This window comes from Nisaea acidiphila, from assembly GCF_024662015.1.
Lineage (GTDB): Bacteria > Pseudomonadota > Alphaproteobacteria > Thalassobaculales > Thalassobaculaceae > Nisaea > Nisaea acidiphila.
In genome coordinates, this window is sequence record NZ_CP102480.1 from 916,987 (window position 1) to 942,243 (window position 25,257).

The window sequence follows — 25,257 nt, forward strand, 5'->3', positions numbered from 1 at the left end:
CAATTATTTCATTATGATACAGAGAGAGATGGTGCGGTCGAGAAGACTCGAACTTCCACCCGTGTTACCGGACAGCGACCTCAACGCTGCGCGTCTACCAATTCCGCCACGACCGCACGATATATTGTGGCATCTGAGGGCTTGCGCCCTCGGGATGCGGGGGAGTAGCAAATCCCTCGAAGCGGATCAAGTGGCATTATGCCGAAAAAAGTGCGCGGGCGAAAAAACCGCGCATCTTGAGGAGAGTGAGCAGCATGAATGTCGAATGGCGGGTCTCGGACGATCCGGTTGCCTATCCCGACGCGGTCGCGGAGATGGAAACGCGCGCCGCGGCCATTCGCGACGGCAGCGCGCCGGAGCTCGTCTGGCTGCTGGAACATCCACCGCTCTACACCGCCGGCACCAGCGCGAAGCAGGCGGATTTGCTGCAACCGGACCGCTTCCCGGTCTACGAGGCCGGGCGCGGCGGCGAGTACACCTATCATGGTCCCGGCCAGCGTGTGGCCTACGTGCTGCTCGACCTGAAAGCGCGGAAACCGGATGTCCGCGCATTCGTGCAGGCTTTGGAGGATTGGGTGATCCGGACCCTCGCCGCCTTCAACGTGAAAGGCGAACGCCGCGACGGACGGGTCGGGATCTGGGTCACGCGCGGCGATCTGGGCGCGCCTTCGAAAGAGGACAAGATCGCCGCCATCGGCGTCCGCGTGCGCCGCTGGGTCACCTTCCACGGCATCTCGATCAATGTCGATCCCGAGTTGTCCCATTTCGAGGGAATCGTGCCCTGCGGCATCGCCGAGCATGGAGTAACGAGCCTGCACGATCTGGGTCAGCTCGCCGCCATGGCGGAGGTCGATATGGCATTGCAGGAGGCGTTCGAGGGCGTTTTCGGAAATGCCGGGGCTTTCGCCCGCCGGGAGCCGTCAATGCCGGTGGGCGGCGGCATGACCGCTCATGGCTGAAAGCCGCGAGACGATCCTCGAAAAAGCCAGCGGCCTTTTCCTCGCCCGGGGATATGGGGCCGTCGGAACGGCCGAGATCTGTCGCGTAGCGGGCGTGAACAAGGGGACGCTCTACCACTTCTACCCGACCAAGCTCGATCTGCTGCTCGCTGCGATAGACCGGTATGCCGAAGCGTTCAGGGACGACTTCAGGGCAATTGCCGTCTCGGGTCGCCCGGCGCCGGAGAAACTGAAGGCACTGTTCGGAGTCACAGCGCGCGCCAATCAGGACTGGAAGGAGCGGAACGGGCATGCGCAGGGCTGCCTTGTCGGCAACTCCGTGCTGGAACTCGGCGCCAGCGAAGAGGCGGTGCGCGCGCATGCCGAGGCGGCCTTCACGAGTTGGGAACGGGAAATCGCCCCGGTGATCGAGGAATTGCAGGCGAACGGCCAACTGGAAGGGCTGGACCCGCAACGCGGGGCGGCTGCCGTTATCGCCTTGATGCAGGGTGGCCTCGTTCTCGCGAAGTCGCGCAACGACCCTTCGGAGATCAGCCGGCTCGCCGGCGCCGCTATCGGCGCTCTGACAGCATTACAATCCGACTGAGTAACGAAATGCCAAGGCGTCCTCAGTCACGCTTTAGTGAATTTGACCGACCGGTCAGTTAAGATACAGATCGCCGTGTCACTTAACCCGACACGGAGTTCAGAAATGACCGGAATGACCCCAATCGATCCCGCCAATGCGGGCCCCGACGCCCTCGCCGCGATGAACGAAGCCAAGGCGCAATTCGGCGCCGTCATCAATCTGTTCAAGGTGGCGGCCAATGCGCCGAACGTCCTGATGGGGCTGATGCAGATGAAAAAGGCGATGCATGTCGGAAACGAACTCGACGCCAAGCTCACCGAGCAGGTGGCGATGCTCGTCTCGGCCCTCAACCGTTGCGACTACTGCGTCAACGTCCACATGCATGTCGGCAAGATGAATGGCCTCTCAGAACAGGAGATGCTCGGCGCAATGGCCGGAAAGGGGGCGGATGCGAAAGCTCAGGCCCTGATGGACTATGCCAATGAGGTCGTCCGCAACCGCGGCCTCGTCTCTGACGGCACGATGCGGAAAGTCCGTTCCGCCGGATTCTCCGACAAGGCCCTGCTGGAGACGGTCGGCGTCATCGGTTTCTACACCACGCTTCAATATATCCGGCATGTCGCCGATCCCGCCCACGATTTCCCGGTTGTACGGGACTTCGATCCGGAGCGGCACGGAACCAACGACGGACCGGCTTACGTGACCGCCTGATTTCGGGGCGAAGGCCAGCAGCTCGCCACAACGCAGCCCCGAAACCGATGACCGCCAATTTGTCTCGCGTTCGGGGCTACACACCTTTCTCGGAAAACCTCGCGAAAAAACAACTTAATCACGACGACTTTCATCGTACTATTTGGTGCCGCTTTACTCTTGTTGGTGCCGCCGTGTCTCTCCCCCGTCATGATCTCGCCCAGACCGTCAAAAACATGACCGCCGAGGAATGTGAGGTCTTCGACCTTCTTCTTCGTGGACACGATCCCTCGGACCGGCAGCAGCTCGAAATCTTTCTCTCTCGCATAACCTCGCCGCTGTCGGAGATCCTTCTGGGCATGATCAACAAGGGCGTTATCCGCAAGGTCGAGGGTAAAACAGCCGCGCATCTTGCCGTCGATCCGGCTGCCGCCTGGTTCCTCGCGTCGCCAGAGGACAGAGGCCGTCGCGGAGAGCCCAAAGAGCAATAGGCAGCTTAAGTAACTGCTTTTAAGAACAATTCGAAAGCGCGGCGCGCGTCCTGCTCCAGGGTTGCCGTGTTCCTCTCCAGGTCCTCGAGCGTGACCGCCGGCATCGGATCGTCGACATGGAGCAGGTGGTTCCGACGGTTCCGAAGCCAGACATAGTCGGCGCCGAAACGGATCTCGTTCTGGGCGAGCCCGTCTATCTCGCCCTGCTGCAGCTCGGCATCGAGCGCGGCCTGCGCCAGCACCAGAGCCGCGAGCCAGCAACCGGCGGCAAAGCAGTGCCGCATCTCGTCGAAGAGCGCTGCGGCCTGCGGGGACAGCGTCACCCCCTCCCCGTCGCTTACCTGATCGACGAGCCGATCGATCCAGCCGAGCCGCTGGCGCATTTCAGCCTGGGAAGGGAGTGCGCGGGCCGGCATCTGCGAGCGGCGTCTCAGAGCGTAGGACGTTGATGGAAACCGGACTGGCCCGGCGGGTCGGTATCGTCGAAACACTCGATGCCGCTGACCTGCGCTGCCGGAGGACCGGCTCGGCAGGCCTCGATCATCGCATCCACCCGCTCCGCCGGACCCGAAAAAACCGCTTCCACCGTCCCGTCGCTCCGGTTTCGGACCCAGCCGTCGAGACCGGTGGCGCTTGCCTCGCCAACGGTCCAGCCCCGGTACCAGACACCCTGAACACGCCCGGAGATCACCACACGCACTGTTGTCCGCGGTACATGCTCGCTCATCGTCCCGCCGCCTGTTCCCCGATGTTGCGCTCCTTAGGGAAGAGGTACCTAAAGCATGGCCCGCTGTATAGGCTGCGGTCGCAGAACCGGCCCGATTCCCGTCGATACACCGCAACCGCGGGCACCACCTTCCGCACTTCCGGCGGCAGTTTACGGGCTTCACCAGATCGGCCTTGCCGCCCTGCCGGGCCGGTGCGTATAAGAGCCCTTTAATGACTAGCTCTCAGCCATCGCCCCAAAGTGACGCGCCCGCGCTCCGACTCCAGCATCTGCTTGGAATCGAGGGACTGTCGCGCCCCGACATCGAAGCGCTCCTGGACCTTTCCGACCGCTATGTCGATCTGAACCGCCGCGCGGAAAAGAAAATGTCCAGCCTGCGCGGGCGGACCATCATCAACCTTTTCTTCGAGGACTCGACGCGCACGCGGACGAGTTTCGAGCTCGCCGGAAAGCGGCTCGGCGCCGACGTGCTCAATATGTCGGTCGGTACCAGCTCGGTGAAGAAGGGTGAGACGCTGATCGACACGGCGGTCACCCTGAACGCGATGCATCCGGATGTGCTGACCATCCGGCACGGAGATTCGGGCGCGGTTCACCTGCTGGCTCAAAAGGTCAATTGCGGCGTTATCAATGCCGGCGACGGCAGCCACGAACATCCGACCCAGGCCCTGCTCGACGCACTGACGATCCGGCGGCGCAAGGGAGACATCACCGGGCTGACCGTCGCGATCTGCGGCGACGTCGCGCACAGCCGCGTTGCCCGTTCCAACATCCACCTGCTTTCGATCATGGGGGCGCGGGTCCGCATCGTCGCCCCGCCGACGCTGATCCCGGCCGGCCTCGACCGGCTCGGCGTCGAGATCCACCACGATATGCGCACCGGTCTCGCCGACTGCGATATCGTGATGATGCTGCGGCTGCAGAACGAGCGCATGCAGGCGAGCTACATCCCCTCGGTCCGCGAATACTACAAGCTCTTCGGGCTCGACCACGAGAAGCTCGCGGTGGCCAAGCCGGATGCGCTGGTGATGCATCCGGGACCGATGAACCGGGGCGTCGAGATCGACTCGGACGTCGCGGACGATATCGAACGCAGCCTGATCCGCGAGCAGGTCGAGATGGGCGTCGCCGTCCGCATGGCCTGCCTCGAGGTACTGGCCCAGTCGCAGCTCGAACCGTGGGCGAAAAACCAGTGAACCGCACGATTTTCAAGAACGCCCGCCTGCTCGACCCCGCCGCGGGGCTCGATGTTTCGGGCGCGATGCTGATCGAAGGCGCCCGGATCGCCGATATCGGCCCGAACGTTTTCGTCGACGCGGTGCAGGACGATGTCCATGTGGTGGACTGCAAGGGCCTGTGTCTCGCGCCGGGGATCGTCGACATGCGGGTCTCCACGGGCGAGCCGGGGAACGAGCATATCGAGACCCTGGCCACAGCCGCCCAGGCCGCTGTCGCGGGCGGCGTCACCACGTTCGCCTGCCTGCCCAACACGGACCCGATCGTCGACGATGTCGCGGTGCTGGAATTCGTCGAGCGGCTCGGCCGCGATGTGGGACTGGTCAACATCCATTCCTACGCCGCCGCGACCAAGGGGCTGCAGGGCAAGGTGATGACCGAACTCGGCCTGCTGCACGAGGCAGGGGCGGCCGGCTTCACCGACGGCGGAAAGGCGATTGCCCATGCCGGTGTGATGCGGCGCCTGCTGGCCTACGCCAAGCTCTTCGACACCATGATCGTCCAGCATCCGGAACTCCCCGAGCTGGTGGGCAGCGGCGTGATGAACGAAGGCGAGACCGCGACCCGGCTCGGCCTTCCCGGCATTCCGGCCGTGGCCGAGGTCATGATGGTCGAGCGCGACCTGCGCCTGCTGGATCTGACCGGCGGGCGGCTGCACTTCTCCTGCCTCTCCACCCGGGACGCGATCGAGGCCGTGCGCCAGGCCAAGGCCCGCGGTCTCAGCGTCACCGCGGACACCGCCCCGCCCTATTTCGCGCTGACCGAATCCGAAGTGGTAGGCTACCGCACCTTCGCGAAGCTGTCGCCGCCGCTCCGCACCGAGGACGACCGCCGCGCAGTGATCGAGGGCATCGCCGACGGCACCATCGACGCCATCGTCAGCGCCCATACGCCGGGCGACCGCGACCAGAAGCGCCTGCCATTCGGGCAGGCCGATTTCGGCGGCGTCGGGCTGGAAACCCTGCTCTCCGTCTCGCTTGAACTGGTCCACAATGGCGACGTGCCGATGCTGACCGTGTTGAAGGCATTGACGGAAACCCCGGCCGAGCTTCTGAAATTCCCGGCGGGCCGCCTGCGCAAGGGCCATCTCGCCGATTTCATTCTGTTCGACCCCGACCGGGCCGTCCGGATCGACCGGGACGAGCTGCGCGGCAAATCCCGCAACACGCCGTTCGACGAACGGCCCGTTCAGGGACGGGTCGAGCGAACCTACCGGGCCGGCAATCTCGTGTTCGATATCGAGACCGCGCCGGCGCCGGAACGGCGGAGATTCCCGGATGCCTGACCTCTTGGGCTCGTTCGAATACACGTGGCCGTTCTACGCCTGCGCACTCGCGGCTTATCTGCTCGGCTCGATCCCGTTCGGTCTCGTCTTCACCCGGCTCGCCGGGCTCGGCGACGTGCGCAAGATCGGCTCCGGCAGCATCGGGGCGACGAACGTGCTCCGGACCGGCAACAAGCTGATCGCACTCGCCACGCTGATCTGCGATGCCGGCAAGGGTGCGGCGGCCGTGCTGATCGCCGCCCGCTACGGCCCAGACATGGCTGTGATCGCAGCGGCCTGCTCGCTTCTCGGGCACTGCTTTCCGGTCTGGCTCAAATTCAAGGGGGGCAAAGGCGTTGCAACTGCGTTCGGCACCCTCATCGCACTGTCTCCCGCCGTCGCGGCGCTCGCTGGCCTGACCTGGCTCGCGATGGCGGTGCTGTTCCGCTATTCCTCTCTTTCTGCCCTCACCGCCTGCCTCGCCGCGCCATCCTATATGGAGTGGCTGGTCGACCGACAGCACGCGGAACTGGCGGCCTTCATGGCGGTGCTGATCTTCATCCGCCACCACGCCAATATTCGCCGTCTTCTGAAAGGCGAGGAAAGCAAGATCAACTTGTCCAAGAAGAAACCCGCCGCCTGACCGTCGCCTTGACGCGCAGAAATCCTCCTGATCCGTCCATGACGAGGTGGAGAGGAGAGCTGCGATGGTCAGAGAATACAGAGCGCCCGGCGCCCCCGACGCGGCGGAACGGATGGCGCGCCTTCGGCTGATCCGGACGGAGAATGTCGGGCCGGTTACCTTCCAGCATTTGCTGACCCGCTTCGGCTCCGCAACGGAAGCGGTCGAACACCTGCCAGACCTCGCCCGCCGCGGCGGGCGGAAGGCGCGGCTGAAGATTCCGGCCGCTTCGGACATCGAAAAGGAAATTACGGCGAATGAGCTGGAGGGCGCCCGGATCGTGGTTATCGGGGAGCCGGACTACCCCGCCATGCTGGCGCAGATCGAAGGCGCCCCGGTCGCACTCTCCTTGATGGGGCATCCCCATCTCTTTCTCGAACCCTCGGTCTCCATCGTCGGCGCCCGCAATGCCTCCGGCAACGCCATTCGCTTCACCGAACGCATTGCGAAGGAACTGGGCGCGCACGGGATCGTGATCGTCTCCGGTCTTGCCCGTGGCATCGACACGGCAGCGCATCAGGGCGCACTGGAAACCGGCACCGTAGCGGTCGTCGCAGGCGGGGCCGATATCGTCTATCCGCCTGAGAACGAGGCGCTGCGCGCCCGCATCGTCGCTGAGGGGGCGCTGGTGGCGGAAGCACCGATCGGCACCCGCCCGCTCGCCCGGCACTTCCCCGCCCGCAACCGGATCATCTCCGGCCTGACAAGGGCGACGCTGGTGATCGAGGCGGCAAAGAAATCCGGCTCCCTGATTACCGCACGGTTCGCCGCCGACCAGGGCCGCGAGGTCTGCGCCGTGCCGGGATCGCCGATGGATCCCCGTTGCGCCGGAAGCAACGGGTTGCTCCGGGACGGCGCCCACCTGATCGAGCGCGCGGAGGACGTTCTGACGATCCTGCTCGCAGGCGGCATCCGGGAAGATACGGCGCCGGCGGAAGAATTTTCGATCACCGGCACGCCACCTCAAATCATTGAGGAAATCGACGACTCGACCCGGTCGTCGGTCCTCGCATTACTGGATGCGACGCCGCTACCGGTTGACGAAATCATTCGCCGGTGCCAATTGTCACCGCCGGTGGTCCTTACCATCCTTCTGGAAGCGGAGCTCGCTGGCGAAGCCGAGCGCCACCCCGGAAACAGCGTGGCGCGGCGCTATAACCCTCCGTAATTGCGAGGGTTTTCGATGCCGCTGCCGGGCCACCGCCGCTAAGGAAAGGACGTCCGGTTAGCCGCATGAAAGTTGTCGTCGTCGAATCGCCGGCCAAAGCGAAAACCATCAACAAGTATCTTGGCAGCGACTACAAGGTCCTCGCCAGTTACGGCCATATCCGCGATCTGCCGTCGAAAGACGGCTCGGTCGATCCCGAAGCCGATTTCGCCATGATCTGGGAAGCCCAGCCGCGGGCCGAGAAGCAGATCAAGGAAATCGCGAGTGCCGTGAAGGGCGCGGAAAGCCTCTATCTCGCGACTGACCCGGATCGCGAGGGCGAGGCGATTTCCTGGCACGTGCAGAACGTGCTTTCCGACCGCAAAGCGCTGAAGGGCGTCGACGTAAAGCGCGTGGTCTTTAACGAGATCACCAAGCGCGCCGTGCTGGATGCGATCGACAACCCGCGCGATCTCGACCAGGACCTGGTCGATGCCTATCTCGCCCGCCGGGCGCTCGACTATCTGGTCGGCTTCACGCTCTCGCCGGTGCTCTGGCGCAAGCTGCCGGGCTCGCGCTCGGCCGGCCGCGTTCAATCCGTCGCGCTGCGCCTGATCTGCGAGCGCGAAGCCGAGATCGAGGCCTTCCGCTCCGACGAATACTGGACCATCGACGCGACCTTCCGCACGAAAGAGCGAAAGAATTTCGTCGCGCGCCTGACCCATCTCGACGGCGAGAAGCTGGAGAAACTCTCCATCGGCACCGAAGCGGCCGCGAAAGCGGCCGTGGAGCGCCTCGAAGGCGGCAGCTACACGGTGCGCTCGCTTGAGAAGAAGCAGACCAAGCGCAACCCCTACCCGCCTTTCACCACCTCAACCCTGCAACAGGAAGCCTCCCGCAAGCTCGGCTTCGGCGCCTCGCGCACCATGCAGCTGGCGCAGAAGCTCTATGAGGGTATCGATCTCGGCGGCGAGACGGTCGGTCTCATCACCTACATGCGGACCGACGGCGTACAGCTCAGCCAGGAGGCCGTGTTCGCGATCCGCGACGATATCGGCAAGAATTTCGGCGACCGGTACCTGCCGAACAGCCCGCGGATGTACAAGAACAAGGCGAAGAACGCGCAGGAAGCCCACGAGGCGATCCGCCCGACAGACGTGCGCCGGCACCCGAAGCAGATGGCGGCCCATCTCGACAAGGACATGGCCCGGCTCTACGAGCTGATCTGGAAACGCTCCGTCGCCTGCCAGATGGCGAGCGCCGAACTGGACCAGACCACTGCGATCATCGGCGCCGCCGACAAAAGGGCGGAACTTCGGGCCACGGGCTCCATCATTACGTTCGACGGCTTCCTGAAGCTCTATCAGGAGACCCGTGACGATCCGGCGCAGGATGGCGATGAGGACGGCAAGCTGCTGCCCGCGATGGCCGAGGGCGAGGCGCTGGCGCACGATAAGACCGAGCCCGAGCAGCATTTCACCCAGCCGCCGCCGCGCTACAGCGAGGCGAGCCTGGTGAAGAAGCTGGAAGAGCTCGGCATCGGCCGGCCCTCGACCTATGCCAGCATCCTGCAGGTGCTGCAGGACCGGAACTATGTCCGGCTCGACAAGCGCCGCTTCATTCCGGAGGACCGTGGCCGCCTGGTCACCACCTTCCTCTCGAACTTCTTCACCCGCTATGTGCAGTACAACTTCACGGCGGAGATGGAGGACGCGCTCGACAATATCGCCGAGGGCACCATCGCCTGGAAGAAGGTCCTGCAGGACTTCTGGCAAGCCTTCCACGCCGCCGTGGACAACACCAAGGACCTGAAGATCTCCGACGTGCTGAATGCGCTGGACGAGGAACTCGGTCCGCATTTCTTCCCGGTCGACGAGAACGGCGAAAGCGTGCGCGCCTGCCCGACCTGCAGCAACGGCCGGCTCGGTCTCAAGCTCGGCAAGTTCGGGGCCTTCATCGGCTGCTCGAACTATCCGGAATGCAAATACACGCGGCAGATGACCCAGGCCGGCGACGGCAGCGAGGACGGCACCGCCGATCTCGCCAACGGCCCGAAGATCCTCGGCCAGGATCCGGCGACCGGGCTTGATGTCAGCCTGCGCAAGGGGCCCTACGGTACCTATGTGCAGCTCGGCGAAAAAACGGACGACAATCCGAAACCGAAACGGGCCTCGCTCACCAAGGGCATGAACCCCGCCGAGGTTACGCTGGAAACCGCACTCAGCCTGCTGGCCCTGCCGCGCGAAGTCGGACCGGACCCGGAAAGCGGCGAAATCATCCTCGCCGGGATCGGGCGCTACGGCCCCTATCTCAAGATCGGCAGCACCTATATCTCCATCCCCGCCGGTGACGATGTGCTGACAATCGGCATCAACCGTGCCGTCGACCTGATCGCCAACAATCCGAAGAAGAAGAACCCGGCCAAGGCACTCGGCGACTACGAAGGCAAGCCGATCACCGTCGGCGCAGGACGCTTCGGGCCCTATGTGAAGCATCAGAAGATCTACGCGACGATTCCGAAGAGCATGGTCCCGGAAGAGGTCACGCTGGAACAGGCGATTGAGCTGATCAAGGCGAAGGCCGAAAAGACCGGCGCCAAGAAGGCCCCGGCGAAGAAAACGCCCGCAAAGAAGGCCACGGCCAAGAAGAGCGCGGCGAAGAAGAAACCCGCGGCCAAGAAGACCGCCGCGAAGAAATCCGCCTCCGACAAGGACTCGGCCCAGGCGGCCGGGGACGACTAGGCCGGCGGAGCGCGTGGCCGCCCACAAGAAGCCCCACGGCCTGCCAAGCCGGGAGGCTGTCCTCGAATTCATCAATGACAGCCCGACCCCGGTCGGACGCCGGGAGATCGCGCGCGCCTTCAACATCAAGGGCGCCGACCGGATTCCGCTGAAGGCGATGCTGAAGGATCTCGCCGCCGAGGGCGCGATCGATCTCGGGCGGGGGCGGCGGGCCGCCGCGCCGGGCAGTCTGCCCGAAATCACCGTTGTGGCCATCACCGGCATCGACGAGGACGGGCATGCGAGCGCCCGCCCGCTCTCCTGGCGCGAGGAGGGCGAGCCGCCCGCCATTTCCATCCCGCCCTCCACCCGCGCGCCGTCCGTCGGCGCGGGCGACCGTGCGCTGGTGAAACTCGAGCGGATTGATCAGGGCAAATATCGCGGCCGCATCATGCGCAAGCTCGACAGCCGCGGCGAACGGGTCGTCGGGCAACTGAAACGCGAGGGCAAGGGATTCCGGATCCTCCCGGCGGACCGGCGGGCGCGCGGCGACTATGTGGTCGAGCCCGGCGAGACAGCGGATGCCAAACCGGGCGAACTGGTCATCGCCGACGTCTTGCCGCGCGGCCGCATGGGACTGCGGCATGCCCGCGTGGTCGAGGTGCTGGGCGATGCCGGAGCCCCCCGGGCGGTCAGCCTGATCGCCATCGCGGAGCACGAGATCCCCTCGGTCTTCCCGGAGGCCTGCATCGGCCAAGCGGAGGCGGCGAAACCGGTCACGCTCGGGAAACGGACAGATCTCCGGAAAATCCCGCTGGTGACGATCGACGGCAGCGATGCGCGCGATTTCGACGACGCCGTCCACGCCGTCGCAGACGAGGACCCGAAGAACCCCGGCGGCTTCCGCATCCTGGTCGCGATCGCCGATGTCGCGCATTACGTCCGGCCCGGCGACACCCTCGACATCGAGGCGCACAGGCGCGGCAACTCGGTTTATTTCCCCGACCGCGTGGTGCCGATGCTGCCGGAGGCACTGTCGAACGGGCTCTGCTCGCTCCGTCCGAACGAGGACCGGGCCTGTCTCGCGGTCGAGATGGTTATCAATGCCCGCGGCCAGAAGGTGCGGCACAAGTTCATGCGCGGCCTGATGCGCTCCGAGGCGCGTTTGACCTACGAACAGGTTCAGGCCGCCGCCGACGGCGCCCCCGACACGGATATCGTCCCGGACGGGGTGATCGAACCGCTCTATGGCGCCTTCCGTCTGCTGCTCTCCGCCCGCGAGGAGCGCGGCGCGCTCGACCTCGATCTGCCGGAGCGCAAAGTCGTGCTGGGCGACGACGGCAAGGTGGCCTCGATCGAACCGCGCCAGCGCCTAGACAGCCATCGGCTGATCGAGGAGTTCATGGTGCTGGCGAACGTCGCCGCCGCCGAGACGCTGGAAGCCAAGCGCCGGCCGTGCATGTACCGGGTGCACGAGACGCCGGATCCGGAAAAGATCGACGCTCTGAAGGAGTATCTCGAGGGCCTGGAGCTCGCCTTCGGCACATCCGGCGTGATCCGGCCGAAAAGCTTCAACGAGCTGCTCGCCAAGGTCCGCGGCGGACCGCACGAGACGATCGTCAACGAACTGGTGCTGCGCAGCCAGAGTCAGGCCGTCTACAGCCCCGACAATCTCGGTCATTTCGGCCTCGGCCTCCGGCGCTACGCCCACTTCACGTCGCCGATCCGGCGATACTCGGACCTGCTGGTACACCGCGCGCTTATCGACGCGCACGGCTTCGGCAAGGACGGGCTTGGCGAGATCGATCTGCAGGACTTCAACGAGACCGCAGAACATATCTCCATGACCGAGCGCCGGGCGGCGGCGGCGGAACGTTCCGCCATCTCGCGCTATGTCGCGGCCTACCTTACGGATCAGGTCGGCAACACATTCGAGGCCCGGGTGTCCGGCGTCGGCTCCGCCGGACTTTTCGTGGCTCTCGCTGGGATCGGCGCCGACGGCTTGCTGCCGATGAAGCGGCTACCCGGCGATTTCTACGACCTCGACGATCACCGCCATTCCCTCAGCGGACGGGCAACGGGTCTGACCTTCAAGATCGGCGACCCGGTCACCGTCCGCCTTGTCGATGCCGATCCTCTGACCGGCGGCGTATTGCTCGATTACATTTCGGGCGGCACCGAGGGGCAACCTGGCGGTCAGCGCCGGGGCCGCCGGGCCGGTGGATATCGCAAGCATCGCGGCCGGCACAAGCACGGCCAGTCGGGGAGCGCTCGGGGGCGCCCGAAGAAGTCCCGCTGACGCGTGCGGTTTTTCCGCCTATAGTGCGCGAATGGACCATAAGTTGTTGAACCGGCGCAAAGACGCCGAGAGAGCGAACTTGGGCGTTCTGCGAAGCGGCAGAGGGCGGTTGCTTGCCTGTGCGCTGCTGCTGGGCCTACTGACGGCCTGCGCAGCCCCGGTCGTTCCCGTCGACCCCATGGTCTATGACCGCGATGCCGCCGCCGAAGTCTTCTCCGCCGGGTTCGAAGGCATCACCAGTTTCTATATCGAGGAGACCGACCTCCCCTCTCTCGCTGTCGCCGGCCTGCATGGAATGCAGAATCTCGACGCCTCCGTTACCGTTGCCGATCGCGGCGACAAGGTCGTGATCGGTCATAACGGACGGGACGTGGCCGCCTTCACCGTGCCGGATTCCGACGACGTGGCGCGCTGGAGCATGCTGACCGCCGCAGCCCTCGATACCGGCCGCCGATTTTCGCCGACCATACGCGATGCGCCGCCCGAGACCCTCTACAACCTCGTCTTCAGAAGCGCGCTTGCCGATCTCGACAGGTTTTCCCGCTACACCACCGCAGCGAACGCCAACCGCAACAGGGCGCACCGCCGCGGCTATTCCGGCATCGGCGTCGTGCTTGCCGAAGAGAGCGGACGTGTATTCGTGCGGGAGGTGTTCGAAGACGGTCCCGCCGCCGAAAGCGGGATCGCGCCGGGGGACGTCATTCTGGCAATCGACGACAGGAGCGTCGCCGGGATTGATATGCAGGCAGTGTCCGACCTGCTCCGCGGACATGACGGCACCAAAGTCCGCGTCACGACCGAGGACGGGGAACGCGAGCGCACCGTATCCGTAACCCGCGCGCCGGTGATCGAGCAGACGGTCTATCTCAAGCGCTACGGCGACAGCGCCTATCTCGCGGTTCGCAGTTTCAACGAGGCCACCGCGTCCAGCCTCCGCCGCAAGGTCGCCGAGGCCGCGGCGGAAATCGGCCCGTCTCTGAACGGGATCATCGTGGACCTCCGGCATAATCGAGGCGGTGTCTTGCGCGACGCTGTTTCCATCGCCGATCTCTTTATCGAGGACGGACGGATCCTCCTGACCAAAGGGCGCCATCCGCGTTCGGAGAAAGAATTCAAGGCCGACCTGCCGGATATCGCCGTCGGCATCCCTCTGATCGTGCTGATCGACGGCGATTCCGCCTCCGCCTCGGAAGTCGTGGCCGGCGCGCTCCAGGACAGCGGGCGGGCGGTGCTGATCGGGTCGCGGACCTACGGCAAAGGCACCGTGCAGATGATCGTGAGACTGCCGAACGACGGCGAGCTGATCATCACCTGGGCCCGCATGTATACCCCTTCCGGCTATCCGATCGCGCCGTTCGGGGTCTATCCGACGATCTGCTCGGCGGAAATCGGCGACCCTGAACTACAGTTCGTCGGCTCGGAAGCCCGTGTCGCCGCCGTCCGTGCCCGCGAGCTGCTTCGCCTGCGCCGAATTGCCCATGATCTCGACGACAGTATCCAGTCCGCGCTCATGGAGCGATGCGGAACGCGGAAAACGACGAGATCGAGCAAGGATATGGACCTCGCCATCGCGCTGAAACTGCTCCGGGAACCCGGCCAGTTCGACCGCGCCTTCGAAGCCTCCCTGATCGCCTCGAAGTGGCCCTCTCCGGCGCAATAAACCGGCTACGCAAACAATCGGGGATCGGCGCTTGACAGCCGCCGGGATATGGATATGTTTGCGGCCTTCGAATTCACTCTGAACGATGGGGACCGGCCATGGCCAAGCCCGCGACAGTGCTTATCAAGCTCGTCAGCACCGCTGATACCGGATACTTCTACGTCACCAAGAAGAATCCGCGCACCCAGACCGAGAAGCTTCAGCTCAAGAAGTACGACCCGGTCGCCCGTAAGCACGTGCTCTTCAAGGAAGCAAAGATCAAGTAAGCGATTTTCGCCGAACGACTAGCTTAAGGGGCCGCTTTTGCGGCCCTTTTTGATTCTCGATTTCCTGAAACGGGAGCTGCCGGTCAGCCGGCAGCGGACGTATCCGCAACGACGCGGTTCCGGCCTGCCGCCTTGGCGCTGTAGAGCGCCTTGTCAGCGCGCCGGATCAAATCCTCAACCGTGAGGTCCTCCTCGCGGCGCATCGTCAATCCGATGCTGATATTCACCGTGATCGCCTCGTCGATACCATCGACGACCACATTGGTTTCGGCAACGCGCACGCGCAGGCGCTCCGCCACCATGCCGGCGAATTCCTCCGACGTGTCCGGCATAACGACAACGAACTCCTCGCCACCGATACGCGCGACCATGTCTACGGACCGCAGACTGTTGGTCAATGCATCCGCAACGGATTTCAGCACCTTGTCGCCAACCGGATGGCCATGCGTGTCGTTGACTTCCTTGAAGTGATCGATGTCCAGCATCAGGATCCCGAGAGGCTTGCGATGCTCCCCGGCGCTCTCCATCAGGCCCTTGAGATAGGTCTCAAGGTAGCGGCGGTTGTAGAGGCCCGTCAGGCTGTCGATCAGGGCCATGGACAGTGAGCGCTCGTAATTGTCGCGCAAGCGGTCCTGAAAACGCCGCCGCCGGATCTGGGTGCGCGTCCGCGCCGTAAGCTCGTTCTTGTCGAGCGGCTTCATGATGTAATCGTTGGCACCAAGGTCGAGCGATTTGGCGAGCTTGTCGAGCTGGTCCATTTCGCCGGTCATCAGGATCGGCACCTGCCGGGTCCGTTCCGACGCGCGGAACTGGGACACGAGACGCAGCGCATCGTCCGTCTCCAGATTCAGGCTGCAGACAATGAGCTCGATGTCGATCTCCGACGCGATCCGCCTTGCCTGGTCCACGTCTGCCGCGACCCGCACCCGATTGTCGTCGCGGTTCAGGATATTCTGCGTATTGGCCGCATCGATCGGATTGTCCTCGATGAGCAGAATGCGGCCGGCGGTATAGCCAACGGCATCCTGCGCACCGGGATCCAGGACCCCGAAATGGGCTGAGGTCTGCTCGCGCAAGAGCCACTCGTCCATCATCACCTTGAGGCGGAGGAGTGACCGCACCCGTGCGAACAGCGCCGTATCGTCGACCGGCTTGGTCAAGAAATCGTCCGCGCCCGCCTCGAGCCCGCGTACCCGGTCCGACGGATCGCTGAGAGCGGTCACCATGACGACAGGCAGATGCACCGTTGCCGGATTGCTGCGGATACGCTTGCAGACTTCGAAGCCGTCAATCCCGGGCATCATCACATCCAAAAGCACGATATCCGGCGTTTCGGACTGAATGATTTCCAGCGCTTCCGGACCGCTGGACGCTGTCCGGACGTCGAAATACTCGCTGATCAGCTTGGCTTCGAGCAGCTTGATATTCGGCAGGACGTCGTCAACGACGAGTACGCGTCCAGGCATCGTGCTCTACCCGAGGAATTTCTGTACCGTCTCCAGAAAATGGCTGACCGATATCGGCTTGGCGATATAGGCCTCGCAGCCACCTTCCCTGATTTTCTCCTCGTCGCCTTTCATGGCGAACGCGGTGACGGCGATCACGGGAATCGAGCTGAGATCGTCGTCTTCCTTGATCCATTTCGTGACTTCGAGCCCCGAAACCTCGGGAAGCTGAATATCCATCAGAATCAGGTCCGGACGCTTCTCGCGCGCGATCTTCAGCGCTTCCATGCCGTCCCGGGTGCCGAGGATGTTGTAGCCGTGCGCTTCGAGAAGATCGTGGAACAGCTTCATGTTGAGCTCGTTGTCCTCAACGATGAGCACTGTTTTTTCGACCGACGTTTCTGCCGCCACTCCGTCCTCCATCAGACCCCTGTCGCGGGCCTGCATCTCTGCAACCGACCCGCAGCCAATATGACCGGGGAAAAATAATAACTTACAAATGAATAAACAGTTTAAACACTCCAAGCGCAAGTGACCATTGATCTAAACGGGGGACGGAAATGGACGGAACTGGGCGCCCCCCATTCCGGATCGGCATCGATCTCGGCGGCACGAAAACCGAGGCCATCGTGCTTTCGTCCGTGGGAGAGGTCCTGGTGCAGGAACGCGTCCCCACTCTCAAGGGGAGTTACGAGGCGACGATCGAAACGATCCGCGCCCTGGTTTCCGGCGCCGAGGCAAAGGTCGGGCAACGCTGCTCAGTCGGCATCGGCATTCCCGGAACCGTCTCCCGCGATACCGGACTGGTCAAGAACGCAAACTCCACATGGCTGATCGGACACCCCCTGCACCGCGACCTGGAAGCGGCGCTCGAGCGCCCGGTCCGCCTGCAGAACGACGCGAACTGCTTCGCCGTCTCGGAGGCCGTGGACGGCGCCGGAAAAGGGGCTGAAATCGTCTTCGGCGTCATTCTCGGAACCGGCGTCGGCGCCGGCATCGCGATACGCCGCGAAGCTCTGGAAGGGCGCAACGGGATTGCCGGCGAATGGGGACACAATCCCTTGCCGGCCCCGCGCGATGACGAACGGCCCGGCGTCAAATGCTATTGCGGTCGGCACGGCTGTATCGAGACCTTTCTTTGCGGCCCGGCGCTGGAACGGCAATATCGCGCAGCAGCGGGCCAATTCGCTGATGCACGGGAAATCGCCGCACGCGCGGAGGCCGGGGAGAAGGTGGCGGAGACCGTTCTGCAACGCTACGAGGAGCGGCTTGCCCGCGCCCTCGCCCACGTCATCAACATCCTCGATCCGGACGTGATCGTACTTGGCGGCGGCTTGTCGAACGTGCGTCGGTTCTATGAGTCGGTGCCGCGCCTCTGGGAGCCGCACGTCTTTTCGGATATCGTGAGCACAAAGCTTCGGCCGCCGGTCCATGGAGATTCGAGCGGCGTCCGCGGCGCGGCCTGGCTCTGGCCGCATGAGACCTGAAGCAATACAGAAACGCCCTGACAGCGACGGGTAAGATGACCGAGCGCAATGCTCCGACGCGACATCCGGCACTCTGCCGGGACTGTTATTCCTGGCTGGAGGACATGCCGGTCGCGGAAACCCCGCGCTGCCAGCATTGCAGCTCGCCCCGCCTTTCGGCACACGCAGAGATTCGCACGCTCTCCATAGCGCATATCGATTGCGACGCCTTTTACGCGACGGTCGAAAAACGTGACAATCCTGAATTGTTGAGCAAGCCGGTTATCGTCGGCGGTGGAAAACGCGGGGTCGTCTCGGCCGCCTGCTATGTCGCGCGCACCTACGGCGTCCGTTCGGCGATGCCGATGTTCAAGGCCCTGAAAGCCTGTCCGCACGCTGTCGTCATCAAACCCGACATGCAGAAATACAGCCGGATCGGCAAGGAGATCCGCTCTCTGATGCAGTCCGTCACGCCGCTCGTCGAACCGATATCCATCGACGAGGCTTTCCTCGACCTCAGCGGCACGGAGCGGCTGCACCATGCGCCGCCCGCCGAAACCCTCTGCCGCCTCGTCGCGCGCATCGAAACCGAGATCGGTGTCACCGCCTCGATCGGCCTCAGTTACAACAAGTTTCTCGCCAAGGTCGCCTCCGATCTCGACAAGCCGCGCGGCTTCGCCGCCATCGGGAGATCCGACGCTATCGCCTTTCTGAAGGAACGCCCCGTCACCACGATCTGGGGCGTTGGAAAGTCGCTGCACGAGAAATTACGGCACGATGGGATCGAGACGGTCGGTCATCTCCAGGGGATGGAAGAAGACGCTCTCGTCCGCCGCTACGGCAGCATAGGAACCCGCCTCGCCCGCTTCGCCCTCGGGCGCGACGACCGCAAGATCGAGCCGCATTCGGAAACCAAGAGCGTGTCCTGCGAGACGACCTTTTCCGAAGACCTGACCACGATGGAAGCCCTCGACCCGATCCTATGGCGTCTTGCGGAGGAACTGTCCGGGCGCCTGAAAACCAAGGCTCTCAGCGGCCGGACCATCGTTCTCAAACTGAAAACCGCGGACTTCAAACAGATCAGCCGGCAGGTCCACCAGCCCGGACCGACACAGATGGCGGATACGCTCTATCGCGCAGGCCGGCGGCTGCTTGAGCGCGAGCTCGACGGGCGGGCATTCCGGCTTATCGGCATCGGCGTCTCCGACCTGGCCGATCCCGACGGGGCCGACTTGCCGGATCTCGCCGACCCCGGCCTGGACCGTCGGCGCAAAGTCGAGAGTGCGATGGATGCCGTCCGTGCGAAGCTCGGCAAGAAAGCGATCACAAAAGGCCGCGGTTTCGGTGACCGCATGGAGAAGCAGTGCGTCAGCGCGCGGCTGCCGGAAGAGGACAGCGACCCGGCGTGATCCTAGCAGCCTCCGTCCGGTAACTTTTCGAGACGTTGCAGCGTCACATCGACGGTAAAGTCATCGAAATGGATCTCCAGACCACGCGCGATGCCATTCGCATGCAGCTGGACGGTCAATTCGTAGTCCGGGGCTTCGCTGCTGTTGCCGGGTCCGAAGAAGGCCAGTCGCAGCGGCCAATAGGAACCGGACAGCAACGGATCGTCGCCCAGTTCGGCGATTTTCTTCCGGCCTATGGCCGCCGAAACGAAACTCTCCGCCTCGAATTCGGATCCGTCGAAGAGAGAGGCGGAATAGAGCTTCTCACCCGTCAGGACGCTGTCCAGCAACCGCAAGGTATGCGCGCTCGGGAAAATAATGTCGGCCGGAAGCTCCATGCTGACACTCTCGGGTTTGGAAAACGCGACGGCGACCGTGCCTGACGATGTCCGGACGGCCTTGCCTTCGATCGTCTCCTTACCCCCCTCTCCGAAATCCTTGTTCACCAGGAACCGGTAGGAAGACCCGTCCTTGGCCTCCCAGGTGCTCATCACGGAGTCGACGCTGCGGAAACTACCTTCGACACTTTGCAAGATCATCAGGTTGCGCTGGTTGACGGTCCATCCGTCACAGCTGTCCCGCCACTCGAATGACATCTGTCCCCCCACCCCGACGATATCGGAATTTCCGGCACTGCGTTTGAGGGAAAGCTTGTAGAGCGCCTTGTGCGGCACGATCCGCTCGGCCGCTCCGGCTTCGGCCTGCCCGGTCGGGGCAAAGCCGGCGATCAGCGCCGCGGCGATCGCAATTGCAGCCTTCGAGATAGCCTTCACATCGTCCTCCATCGGGTCATGGAACGCCGGAACACCCGGCAGAGCTTTCCTACTTCCCGGCAAATCCTGCCCGGCCTCCACCAATATGGCCCGGCAGGACGGAAATGAAACCGGCTATTGAAAGAAATACTGCATAAATTTCAATCAGTTCCAACCCATCTCATGGCTGGCACGGGCCGTGCATTCCTTCGGGGCGAGAAACAACAACCCGGTGGTGTGACATGTCTGGCTTCATGCACCCGCAAGACCTGAAACTGGAAGACACGCAATTGACGAGCGCTTTTGCAAATCTCGATGTCGGCAATCTTCTCTCCCGCATGCCGGCCGAGATCGCCACTCGTGCTTCTGAGATCGTCAAGGACGCGGAACTGGACGACACGGAAATCGCTCTCCGTCTTGCGATGATCGCGATGACCGAAGCCGAGAACCGGATCGCCCGTCAGGAAAAGCGCATTGCCCATCTCGAAAGCCTTTCGGTCACCGATGAGCTTACCGGCCTGCTGAACCGTCGCGGTTTTGCCGAGCGGCTACAGAGCGCGTTGGCGGCATGCAAGCGTCAGGGGATCACGGGCACGCTTCTGATGATCGACCTCGACAAGTTCAAAGCGGTGAACGACACCTACGGTCATGCCGCTGGCGACGCACTGCTCATAACCGTCGCGCGCATTCTTCAGTCCCGGACCCGCGAAACCGACAGCGTCGCCCGTCTCGGCGGGGACGAGTTCGCCGTCATCATGTCCGGCGCCGACGAGGACGATGCGCAGGCAAGGATCAATGCGCTCGACCACGAACTGAACACAAGGATCCTGCAGTGGAACGGATCCGCCATCCATCTTCACGCCAGTGTCGGACATGACGCCTATGGGCCGGACGACACGGAACCCGAATTGCTCGACAGGGTCGACCGCGCAATGTACGCGCGGAAACAGGAAAGCGTTTTCGCCGACCTGTAATCGATCCTGACGCGCAACCTACTTGTCGATACGGGCATTTGCCTCCTCTGTCGGCAAGCACCCAGAGCAAACCTTGAGGGAGCTGAGCAATCAGCTCCCTCTTTTTCCTTGCGATTCGGGTCCGCAAGGCGCCTTGCCCGGGATCTGCGAAAAGCCTAATTTCCGGGAGCGGCACTACCTCCCGCACTTCTCAATTCTCTTCGGGAGTGAGCCCGATGGCTTACCTCTATCTCGGGCTGGCGATCGTCGCGGAGGTGATCGGCACGATCGCGCTGAAGGCCACCAACGGGTTCACCGTGCTAGTCCCATCGCTCGTGGTGCTGATCGGTTATTCGGCGGCTTTCGTATTGCTGAGTTTCAGCCTCAGGGAGATTCCCGTCGGGATCGCCTACGGGATCTGGTCTGGTCTTGGCGTCGTGCTTGTGTCGGTCGCAGGGATCTTCATTTTCAAGCAGATACCCGACGCCGCGGCCGTCGTCGGCCTCACACTCATCGTGTCAGGTGTTGCGGTGATTCACCTTTTCTCGAAGGCCGGCGGACATTGAGAAAAGAGGGCGTCCGGCCGGGGCCTAGTTCGACACCTTCGAAGCCCAGGGCCGTTGTCCGAACATCGGCTCAAGGATCGAAACCATTTTAGCGGCCTCATTGCCGGAGAAGGGCCCCACTGCGACACGGTGCCAGAGACTACCTTTAAGGCGGACCGACATAATGACCGGCGACGGTACAGGGACACTCTGCTCGGACGCAAAACTGTCCTGCAGCAGCATCGCCCGGCTTTCCTCACGGAACGAACCAATCATCACGAAATGATCCGAACCCGCGCGGTCGGCCGCCACTTCGGCGGTATGCTCTACGGCCGCTTTACGGCTCGGGCGTAAAACCGGAAGAACCGGCATTTCCGCATCGTCTCCGGAAACAGGCGCAACGGACGTAATCGGCCGGACCGGCGACGGCTCCTTGCTCCAACTTCCCTCGGCCGATACCGGCAGAGTAAACTCCTCCGCCGCGACGGGAGCGCTCTTCAGCTTAAGCGGCGCCAACTCGAAAGACGCCTCAACCGGCGCGAAACCCGCGACACCAAGCTCCTTCACTGCCGCCAGCCCCGCACTGAGTGCGTCAGCAGCCTCTCCGGAGCCGTCACCCGTAGCCGGCTTCTCGACCAATAGCGTTTCCGCCTCCTGCTCACCCGGCCAGAAATCGGGCGCGGTGACATCAGGGTCCGCATCTGTGTTGATCGTCAGGATGGTTCTGCCGGAAATCGCGCCTTCCGGAATGGACGTGCCGTCCAGCCAGTCGTCTCCGTCGCCCGGATAGTAAGCGACGATTTCCGTCAGAGGCTTGTCATCGGCGTTTTCGTATTCCTGGCAGGGATCGTCGCCGAACGCGACTCGCATCAGAGAACAGTCTTCGTCGACCGCCGCGGATATCAAATGGTCCGTCGTGCTCTTGCCTGTGGCCAAGAAAGCCAGTCCCGACAAACCGGTCGACGCCAACTGAATCGCCGGTGGCAAGATTGGCAGACATCCCCCGAGCATGAGGGGAAGGGCTGCGATGAGCAGTCCTTTTTTCATCGTGATTCCCCCGCAAGAATCAACGGTTTATTTGCGTTTATTGTACCAGTTTCACAACTCTTGGCAAGACAAGCGGTTAATAAAATATTAGCACAACCGGGTAGGAAGACATAGTGCGTTGATTTAAGTGCATGGTTTTGCGAGACGGGTGGCATTCCGCTCGCCTTCTTTTCCGTGTATGAGAACCGGCATGACAATCATCACCGATACCGAAGCACTTGCCGCTGTCTGCGCCGAGTTCGCCACCGAGGACTTCGTGACCATCGACACGGAGTTCATGCGCGAGAAAACCTATTACCCGCAGCTCTGTCTGGTTCAGATCGGCAATGACGAGAAAGCGGTTGCAATCGACACTCTGGCCGACGGGATCGACCTGGCGCCTCTCGTCGAGCTTCTTAAGAATCGCGATGTCCTCAAGGTCTTCCACGCTGCGCGTCAAGATCTTGAAATATTCTATCACCTCTGCGGCGAACTGCCGGCACCGGTCTTCGACACCCAGATCGCTGCAATGGTTTGCGGCTTCGGCGACCAGGTTTCCTACGACAAGCTGGTTCAGAGCCTGACCGGCACCCGGCTGGACAAGAGCTCCCGGTTCGCCGACTGGTCACATCGGCCGCTCGGCGAGAGGCAGCTTGGCTATGCGCTCGCCGACGTGACCCACCTGCGCAAGGTTTATCGCAAGCTGGTCGAAAGAATCGAGAAGACCGGCCGTCAGGACTGGATCGAGGACGAGGTCGCCAAAATGGCCGACCCGGCGCTCTATGACCCGGATCCGGATACCTCCTGGCAGCGCCTGAAAGTGCGAAGCGGCAAGCCCAAGTTCCTTGCTGTGCTGCAACAGGTCGCGGCGTTTCGCGAGCGGGAAGCGCGCCAGCGCGATGTCCCGCGCAATCGTATCCTGCGCGACGATGTCCTGATGGATCTCGCCGCGCATGCGCCGACCACGCCGGAAGACCTCGCCCGCACCCGGACCTTCAATGCACAGAGCGCGAACGGACGGCTCGGCAAGGAAATCATCAAGGTGGTCGAGAAAGGCCTCGCGATCCCACCGGAAGAGTGCCCGATCCTCCCCGTGAAGGAAGACAAGCGTGAGGCGCCCGGACCGATCGTCGAGTTACTGAAGGTGCTACTCAAGATCCGCTCGGACGAGGAAAAGGTCGCCGCCCGCCTGATCGCCAACGCCTCGGAGATCGAAGCGATCGCGCTGGACGACGACGCCGACGTGCCCGCGCTGAAAGGCTGGCGCCGGGAAATCTTCGGTGGCGACGCGATCAATCTGAAGCATGGGCGCATCGGCCTCACCGCCGACGACGGCAAAATCAAGCTGATGCGGCTTTGAGCCGGCCTTCGCGCCGGTCGCTCAGCGCTCGATACGGATATCCTGGCCCAGCGCTTCCGATAGAGCGGCAATCCGCCGCGTGACGACATCGCCGGCAAGCCCCCCCTGATGGCCGTGCATGCTGATCACGAAGCCCCGTTCGCCGACCATATCGCGCTCCCGCTCCAACAATGCGCTTTCAAGCAGCTCTGTCGCGCCACCCGACAGGGTGAGCGCCAGTCTCAACGCCAGTCCGACATTGAGCGCGAGGTCGCGCCGGCGCAGCGACAGGAGTTTACGAACCCTTTGCGTTCCCTCCTCGTCGATACCGCCGGTATAGCGGGCAAGGATGGCATAGGCGAGAAAGACCCGGTCGGCATGATTGAGACCAACGACCGGCAGCCGCAGCACGCGCTGAAACGCGTGCTCGCCGCGATAGCTCGGATGCTCGTTCCAGGCGAAGTCGCTGAGGGCGCAGGCCGCCCGGATGAGACGCTGTTCGCTCGCCGGCACATCCTCGAAGAATGGCGCGATCCAGCGCTCCAGAACTTCCGGGTGCGGGCTGAACCGGCTGCTCTTGTAGGCGATATCCATGCAGCTATCGACCAGCGGATCGCGTGCCTGTTCGCCCTGCGGAAGACGGTCGTAGAGACAGCCCTCACGCAATCCGAAGGACGAGAACACCACCTGGCGTGCCTTGCCGAGCTCAATGGTCCGCTTCAAAACCAGGGCCGTCACCGGAAGCTTGTCGACACGACGCTTTGAAACCGCGTCGAGCGCCCGCAACTCCTTGCGGCCCATGCGTGCGATTTCCTCGAGAAACCGCACCGTCTCGTCCGCGCCGATCGCATAGTGATGAATTACTTCCAGCGGATAGTCGGTCAGCTCCATATGGGCCCTGGCAAGGCTTCGCCAAGCGCCCCCGACGGCGAAGAGATCGCGTCCCTCCAGCGCGTCCAGCCAGGAAACTTTCCGCAAAATGGTATCGATCCGCGCAGTCAGCTCATCCCGGTTCTGACGGGTCAGTTCGCCCAGCCGGAGCGGCCCGAGAGGCGTGGTTTCGAACCGTCGCGCCTGCCCGTTCTGGACATCCACCAGCTCGAGACTCCCGCCACCGAGATCGCCAACGACGCCGTCGGCCTGCGGGAACGCGCTGATCACGCCAAGGGCTGAGAGACGGGCCTCCTCGTCGCCGGACAGCACCATCACACGATGCCCGAACCGCTCCTCGATCGCCGAGACGAACTCGTCTCCGTTGCGTGCATCGCGGACCGCGGCAGTCGCGAGCACGCTGACTTCCTGCACGCCCATGCCTTTGGCGATGGTGAAATAGCGCTCCAGGTTCTCCAGCGCGGATCGGACACCCTGCTCGGAGAGATGGCCGGTTTCCTGCAGACCTGTGCCGAGGCCGCAAAGTGCCTTTTCGTTGAAGAGCGGGATCGGCATCCGCCCGTCGCCTTCGAAGACAACGAGACGGACCGAATTCGATCCTATATCGAGAACGCCGACGAGGCCGTGATGATCGAGATGAGTGCCGGATTTCCAGGCATCATGCGAGATGGATACAGACAAGC

Annotated in this window: 24 protein-coding genes and 1 tRNA gene; 17 read left to right on the plus strand and 8 right to left on the minus strand. The window is 63.4% G+C overall.

What is annotated here, in order from left to right:
- Positions 1-29: 29 nt before the first annotated feature.
- Positions 30-116 (minus strand) — tRNA-Leu (locus tag NUH88_RS04290).
- A 129-nt stretch (positions 117-245) separates the two neighbouring features.
- Here NUH88_RS04290 and lipB point away from each other — a divergent pair.
- The 4 genes from lipB (at position 246) to NUH88_RS04310 (ending at position 2,708) form a co-directional block, all read left to right on the plus strand.
- Entirely contained in the window at positions 246-959 is a 714-nt protein-coding gene (gene lipB / locus NUH88_RS04295) for a lipoyl(octanoyl) transferase LipB (protein ID WP_257770166.1), read from the plus strand.
- On the plus strand, positions 952-1,545 hold the full coding sequence (locus NUH88_RS04300; protein ID WP_257770167.1) for a TetR/AcrR family transcriptional regulator: 594 nt from the start codon (positions 952-954) through the stop codon (positions 1,543-1,545). The genes lipB and NUH88_RS04300 overlap by 8 nt, the downstream gene beginning before the upstream one ends.
- 105 nt (positions 1,546-1,650) lie before the next feature.
- A complete protein-coding gene (locus NUH88_RS04305; RefSeq protein WP_257770168.1) occupies positions 1,651-2,238 on the plus strand; it encodes a carboxymuconolactone decarboxylase family protein in 588 nt (195 codons plus the stop codon).
- Positions 2,239-2,285: 47 nt separating this feature from the next.
- Positions 2,286-2,708, plus strand: coding sequence for a hypothetical protein (locus NUH88_RS04310; protein ID WP_257770169.1), 423 nt, complete (start codon positions 2,286-2,288; stop codon positions 2,706-2,708).
- Between the two features lie 5 nt (positions 2,709-2,713).
- Here NUH88_RS04310 and NUH88_RS04315 read toward each other — a convergent pair whose 3' ends face one another.
- On the minus strand, positions 2,714-3,124 hold the full coding sequence (locus tag NUH88_RS04315) for a hypothetical protein (protein ID WP_257770170.1): 411 nt from the start codon (positions 3,122-3,124) through the stop codon (positions 2,714-2,716).
- A gap of 14 nt (positions 3,125-3,138) precedes the next feature.
- On the minus strand, positions 3,139-3,435 hold the full coding sequence (locus NUH88_RS04320) for an acylphosphatase (protein WP_257770171.1): 297 nt from the start codon (positions 3,433-3,435) through the stop codon (positions 3,139-3,141).
- Positions 3,436-3,647: 212 nt separating this feature from the next.
- On the opposite strand from NUH88_RS04320, the gene NUH88_RS04325 reads away from it, so the two are divergent.
- The 8 genes from NUH88_RS04325 (at position 3,648) to rpmG (ending at position 14,709) form a co-directional block, all read left to right on the plus strand.
- A complete protein-coding gene (locus NUH88_RS04325) occupies positions 3,648-4,631 on the plus strand; it encodes an aspartate carbamoyltransferase catalytic subunit (protein WP_257770172.1) in 984 nt (327 codons plus the stop codon).
- Positions 4,628-5,956, plus strand: a complete 1,329-nt coding sequence (gene pyrC / locus NUH88_RS04330; RefSeq protein ID WP_257770173.1) for a dihydroorotase — start codon at positions 4,628-4,630, stop codon at positions 5,954-5,956. The genes NUH88_RS04325 and pyrC overlap by 4 nt, the downstream gene beginning before the upstream one ends.
- Positions 5,949-6,578: a glycerol-3-phosphate 1-O-acyltransferase PlsY gene (gene plsY, locus NUH88_RS04335; protein ID WP_257770174.1), complete on the plus strand. Its 630-nt coding sequence runs from the start codon at positions 5,949-5,951 to the stop codon at positions 6,576-6,578. Before pyrC ends, plsY begins: the two co-directional genes overlap by 8 nt.
- Before the next feature lie 64 nt (positions 6,579-6,642).
- A complete protein-coding gene (dprA, locus tag NUH88_RS04340; RefSeq protein ID WP_257770175.1) occupies positions 6,643-7,785 on the plus strand; it encodes a DNA-processing protein DprA in 1,143 nt (380 codons plus the stop codon).
- Between the two features lie 65 nt (positions 7,786-7,850).
- A complete protein-coding gene (topA, locus tag NUH88_RS04345; protein WP_257770176.1) occupies positions 7,851-10,505 on the plus strand; it encodes a type I DNA topoisomerase in 2,655 nt (884 codons plus the stop codon).
- A gap of 13 nt (positions 10,506-10,518) precedes the next feature.
- A complete protein-coding gene (rnr, locus tag NUH88_RS04350; RefSeq protein WP_257770177.1) occupies positions 10,519-12,783 on the plus strand; it encodes a ribonuclease R in 2,265 nt (754 codons plus the stop codon).
- A gap of 79 nt (positions 12,784-12,862) precedes the next feature.
- Positions 12,863-14,443, plus strand: coding sequence for a S41 family peptidase (locus tag NUH88_RS04355; protein ID WP_257770179.1), 1,581 nt, complete (start codon positions 12,863-12,865; stop codon positions 14,441-14,443).
- 98 nt (positions 14,444-14,541) lie between these two features.
- Complete coding sequence (gene rpmG / locus NUH88_RS04360; RefSeq protein ID WP_257770181.1) at positions 14,542-14,709, plus strand: 50S ribosomal protein L33; 168 nt, start codon at positions 14,542-14,544, stop codon at positions 14,707-14,709.
- Between the two features lie 83 nt (positions 14,710-14,792).
- Here the strand turns inward: rpmG and NUH88_RS04365 are convergent, their stop codons facing one another.
- Entirely contained in the window at positions 14,793-16,175 is a 1,383-nt protein-coding gene (locus NUH88_RS04365) for a PleD family two-component system response regulator (RefSeq protein WP_257770183.1), read from the minus strand.
- A gap of 6 nt (positions 16,176-16,181) precedes the next feature.
- Positions 16,182-16,565, minus strand: coding sequence for a response regulator (locus NUH88_RS04370; RefSeq protein ID WP_257770185.1), 384 nt, complete (start codon positions 16,563-16,565; stop codon positions 16,182-16,184).
- Between the two features lie 149 nt (positions 16,566-16,714).
- Between NUH88_RS04370 and NUH88_RS04375 the strand changes: the two genes are divergently transcribed.
- Positions 16,715-17,641, plus strand: a complete 927-nt coding sequence (locus NUH88_RS04375) for an ROK family protein (RefSeq protein ID WP_257770186.1) — start codon at positions 16,715-16,717, stop codon at positions 17,639-17,641.
- A gap of 35 nt (positions 17,642-17,676) precedes the next feature.
- The gene (locus NUH88_RS04380; protein WP_257770187.1) at positions 17,677-19,029 is read left to right on the plus strand and encodes a DNA polymerase IV; all 1,353 of its coding nucleotides are present in this window, start codon (positions 17,677-17,679) and stop codon (positions 19,027-19,029) included.
- A gap of 2 nt (positions 19,030-19,031) precedes the next feature.
- On the opposite strand, the gene NUH88_RS04385 is transcribed toward NUH88_RS04380, so the two are convergent.
- The gene (locus NUH88_RS04385) at positions 19,032-19,841 is read right to left on the minus strand and encodes an EipB family protein (protein WP_257770188.1); all 810 of its coding nucleotides are present in this window, start codon (positions 19,839-19,841) and stop codon (positions 19,032-19,034) included.
- Between the two features lie 221 nt (positions 19,842-20,062).
- Between NUH88_RS04385 and NUH88_RS04390 the strand changes: the two genes are divergently transcribed.
- Both NUH88_RS04390 and NUH88_RS04395 read left to right on the plus strand, forming a co-directional pair.
- Positions 20,063-20,794, plus strand: coding sequence for a GGDEF domain-containing protein (locus tag NUH88_RS04390; RefSeq protein ID WP_257770189.1), 732 nt, complete (start codon positions 20,063-20,065; stop codon positions 20,792-20,794).
- Between the two features lie 215 nt (positions 20,795-21,009).
- Positions 21,010-21,339, plus strand: a complete 330-nt coding sequence (locus NUH88_RS04395; RefSeq protein ID WP_257770190.1) for a DMT family transporter — start codon at positions 21,010-21,012, stop codon at positions 21,337-21,339.
- A gap of 24 nt (positions 21,340-21,363) precedes the next feature.
- Here the strand turns inward: NUH88_RS04395 and NUH88_RS04400 are convergent, their stop codons facing one another.
- A complete protein-coding gene (locus tag NUH88_RS04400) occupies positions 21,364-22,254 on the minus strand; it encodes an SPOR domain-containing protein (RefSeq protein WP_257770191.1) in 891 nt (296 codons plus the stop codon).
- A 301-nt stretch (positions 22,255-22,555) separates the two neighbouring features.
- Here NUH88_RS04400 and rnd point away from each other — a divergent pair, with 301 nt between their 5' ends.
- Entirely contained in the window at positions 22,556-23,704 is a 1,149-nt protein-coding gene (rnd, locus tag NUH88_RS04405; RefSeq protein ID WP_257770192.1) for a ribonuclease D, read from the plus strand.
- A 21-nt stretch (positions 23,705-23,725) separates the two neighbouring features.
- Here rnd and NUH88_RS04410 read toward each other — a convergent pair whose 3' ends face one another.
- The gene (locus NUH88_RS04410; RefSeq protein ID WP_257770193.1) at positions 23,726-25,255 is read right to left on the minus strand and encodes a Ppx/GppA family phosphatase; all 1,530 of its coding nucleotides are present in this window, start codon (positions 25,253-25,255) and stop codon (positions 23,726-23,728) included.
- Positions 25,256-25,257 lie beyond the last annotated feature (2 nt).